This window comes from Shewanella sp. SG41-4 (assembly GCF_014164505.1).
Taxonomy (GTDB): domain Bacteria; phylum Pseudomonadota; class Gammaproteobacteria; order Enterobacterales; family Shewanellaceae; genus Shewanella.
The window spans coordinates 1-3,655 of sequence record NZ_JACJFI010000336.1; the positions used below are offsets into that span (position 1 = coordinate 1).

2 protein-coding genes are annotated in these 3,655 nt (G+C 37.7%); one reads left to right on the plus strand and one right to left on the minus strand.

Annotated elements, in window-relative coordinates:
* Positions 1-1,278: hypothetical protein (locus H5202_RS19210; RefSeq protein ID WP_182773476.1), on the minus strand; the 1,278-nt coding region annotated here is incomplete at its 3' end.
* Between the two features lie 695 nt (positions 1,279-1,973).
* Between H5202_RS19210 and H5202_RS19215 the strand changes: the two genes are divergently transcribed.
* A partial coding sequence (locus H5202_RS19215) for a TonB-dependent receptor plug domain-containing protein (RefSeq protein ID WP_182773477.1) occupies positions 1,974-3,655 on the plus strand: 1,682 nt, incomplete at its 3' end.

Below are 3,655 nucleotides of genomic sequence, written 5' to 3' on the forward strand. Positions count from 1 at the left end.
ATCAAACGTTAATGGTGCTGGCAGCCCTGTTATTGTCAATAGACTTGGGTTGGTATAATAGTTTTTGAGGTTGATTTCACTGTACTGATCTTGTGTCCATTGAAAACTAAAACTATTTAGAGAGTCTAATTTTGTAATTGGTAATGTGTTAGCCAACTGAAAAGATTGAATTACTTTATCATTCCGACCTATGCTTAATCCATATTCTGCATCGATAAGAATACAGTCATTTATCGTAAGTAAATTTCGGGTCTGATCTGTAAAATGTAACGATAACTTTTCTTTACTGTAAATGATGGCCCTACATTGAGGCCCTAACCCGTAATCCGTATCTGCTACAAATTGCACTGGTAAATTGGTATTCTCTACACCACGGCTAGGAGCGGTCCCTGAGTCTAACCACTGATCGTTTTCATAAATGTAATGTTTGTCAGGGTATAAATTTACATTACCAGAGTAGATAAATAATTCTGATTTAGTACTGAGTGCAGTAATCCCTTTCAATCTAACATTACTTGGTAAACTAATATCATTTAGTAAAAAAATATTACCGAATTCATCGAAGCGGAATATGTATGCCTTAGCTATGCCTGTGTTGCTATCAGATATTTCAAACAGAAATTGATTAAAACCAGCTAGGAAATAAGTTCGGTAAAAAGCTGATGTTGTGAAATTTGATAAGTCAGGTAATTCACCTTGAACATCTTGGCAAGTGATGTCTGTAACATTCACGGTGCAGTGTGTCGCGATGATGGCATTTTGAGAATATATCAAGCTAAATATAGTGTTTTCAGATGATTGAGTAACATTGATATAACCCCCCATACCAGGGAAAAGCTCTACTTCTTTGACCAGTTTAAACCCATCATTTAAATCAATACTTGAAAGGTAATCACTGAGGTCGAGATTGTCTTGATTGCTGATAATTAATTTATCTTCAACCTTTGCGACAATCTTGAAGTTAATGTATTCATTATCCGCGAAATCGAGTACGACTTTTTGATTGAATTCAAGTAAATGCGATGTTGGCTCATATTGCCAAATATAAAGTGTCTGTACAGTGATATCTGAGCCGAGATCATTGCCAATTAAATAAAGAGTATTTGTCGATTTATCAAAGTGATATGTTCTTACGCTGTCAGGGTATAACTCTTGTTGTTCTTCCCTGTAATCAAGCGTTTGCAAGATGTTAAAAGTATCTTCTGCAGCACTTGAGAAACACAATAAGCTCATGCTGGCTAGTATTAACCCGCGACAAAAAAACACACACTTATTCATTGAAAATCCATTATCCAATAGTTAGTGGCGGTAATCTATCCGACATATATAAATGTTTCAAGTATGTTAATAAGCAAAAGTAGATAAATATCTTAACCATATAATAGGCTATTTTTTTGAATTGACTTTTTAAGCTGACGGTTTTTACATGTAAAAAAACGTAGTTCCAATTCTACGCTTACATATTTGTCATCGTAAATTATCTGACATTCACGTAAATGGAGTTAAGTGATAAGGGTTATGGTCATAACGCTGTTTTAGATCTATAAGCTTATTGAGTCATTTTGTAATTAGTTTTTCAATTGTAATGATGTGCTTTAAGTTCATTGGGGACCGCGTATTCGGATAGATAATATCTGGGGGAAGGTGTTTTTTCACCAAAACCACTTCATTTATGCTGCGAAATATATTCATAACGTGAGTCATCGAGAGTGAACTAGCATTATTTTGAAATGGACAGTTTTCTAGTTGAGAAAGATTTTTGATGGGTCAAGTCAGCGTTACAAAATAAAAGCTTAAAAAACAAAACATTTAATTCACACTTTAGGTATTTGCTAACTAGCTGAATGTCATACCGTATGGCATACTTTACATAATTGATCGTGTAAGTTAATTGTAAATTATTATAATAAGCTATTTTAATAGACGTCTGGGTATTTAGGTGCTCGGTAATCGTTTTAAGGAATTGTAGACTAATGACAAAGACAAAAGTGACTTCATATTCGGCTTTATGCCTGTTACTCGCCAGTACCACTGCGGCAGCAACAGACTCAAATTCTCTCGATCTTAGTTTGCAAGAATTGATGAATGTTGAGGTTACATCTGTTTCTAAACAAAAACAGTCTTTGTCAAATTCGCCAGCCGCTATTTATGTAATAACGAGCGAAAGTATCCGTCGCTCTGGCGCCACTTCAATTCCGCAAGCGCTGCGAGATGTACCAGGGCTGCATGTTGCTCAAATTGATTCGCAGAAATGGGCTGTGAGTAGCCGTGGCTTTAATGGCCGCTACAACAATAAATTATTAGTCATGATGGATGGAAGAACCTTGTATTCTCCCGAGTTTTCAGGGGTGTATTGGGAAGTTCAAGATATGTTAATGGCTGACATTGATCGAATAGAAGTTATTCGTGGCCCAAGTGCAGCAATGTGGGGCGCGAATGCTGTTAATGGTGTGATCAATATTATTACTAAACATACCGCCGATACCTTAGGTGGTCATGCCGAGTTAGGTGCTGGAGATTACGAGCAAGGATTCGCAGGGGCTCGTTATGGCGCAACGTTATCGGATAACATGACCTCAAGAGTATACCTAAAAGGGCATGAAAGAGATTCGTTTGAGCCATATTCTAGTGGGCCTGCAACTCAGTCGATTCCTGTCCTAGAAATGGTTGGTAAAGATAATAGTTGGCAGCACCTCCAATTAGGCGGACGTCTTGATATTCAGTTAGAAACGGGCACCAGCCTTACTCTCAGCAGTGACGTATATAGCTCTAAGATGCAACAAGCTGCCAATATTGCCTCGGATGAAGCACCACTTTATCGTGAGTATTATAACGACGAAGTCGAAAGCGAAGGTTTTAACCTGCTGTCTAAATATACTAAAGCGTTATCGGCAAGCTCTGAATATAGCCTTCAAGTCTATTACGATTATGCTGACCGCGACGAATATTTATATAATCTAAGCACTAAAACCTTTGACGTCGATTTTCAGCATCAGTTATTGCTTGGGCAACAACATAATATTGTGTGGGGCGCGGGCTATCGTTTTATGAAAGACAATCTTGATGCTTTGCCTATTGTTACTAGTTCTGAGCCAAATTCAACTAATATTAGTTTATGGAGTGCATTTGTTAGTGACGAGTTAATGTTAGTTAAAGACCAGTTATGGCTTACGCTAGCGACGCGTTTGGAACACAATGATTACACAGGATTTGAAGTTCAACCTAATGTACGCCTTATGTGGCAGATGGACCCTAAGAACAGTATGTGGACCTCTGTTGCTCGAGCGGTTAGAACTCCGTCAAGAGTCGAAAATAATCTTAGTGTGAATGCGCTTAACATACCGCCTTCAGAAGTATCACCACTGGTTAAAGTATGGGTCTCGGGTAATGATGATTTTGAATCAGAAGAAATTATATCGTACGAGTTAGGATATCGTTTTATTCCGGTCCCTAAATTGTCTTTTGATACAGCACTATTTTATAACTCTTACGACAAACTGCGCAGTATTGACCAAGGTGTAACTGATTTTAGTACCTTCCCTAATTATATTTCTCAATACAGTTCATTTACCAATGATTATGATGGCTACAATTATGGTGCAGAAGTGTCTGCGTTATGGATGGCAACCGATGCGCTTCAGCTCAGGGTTAACTA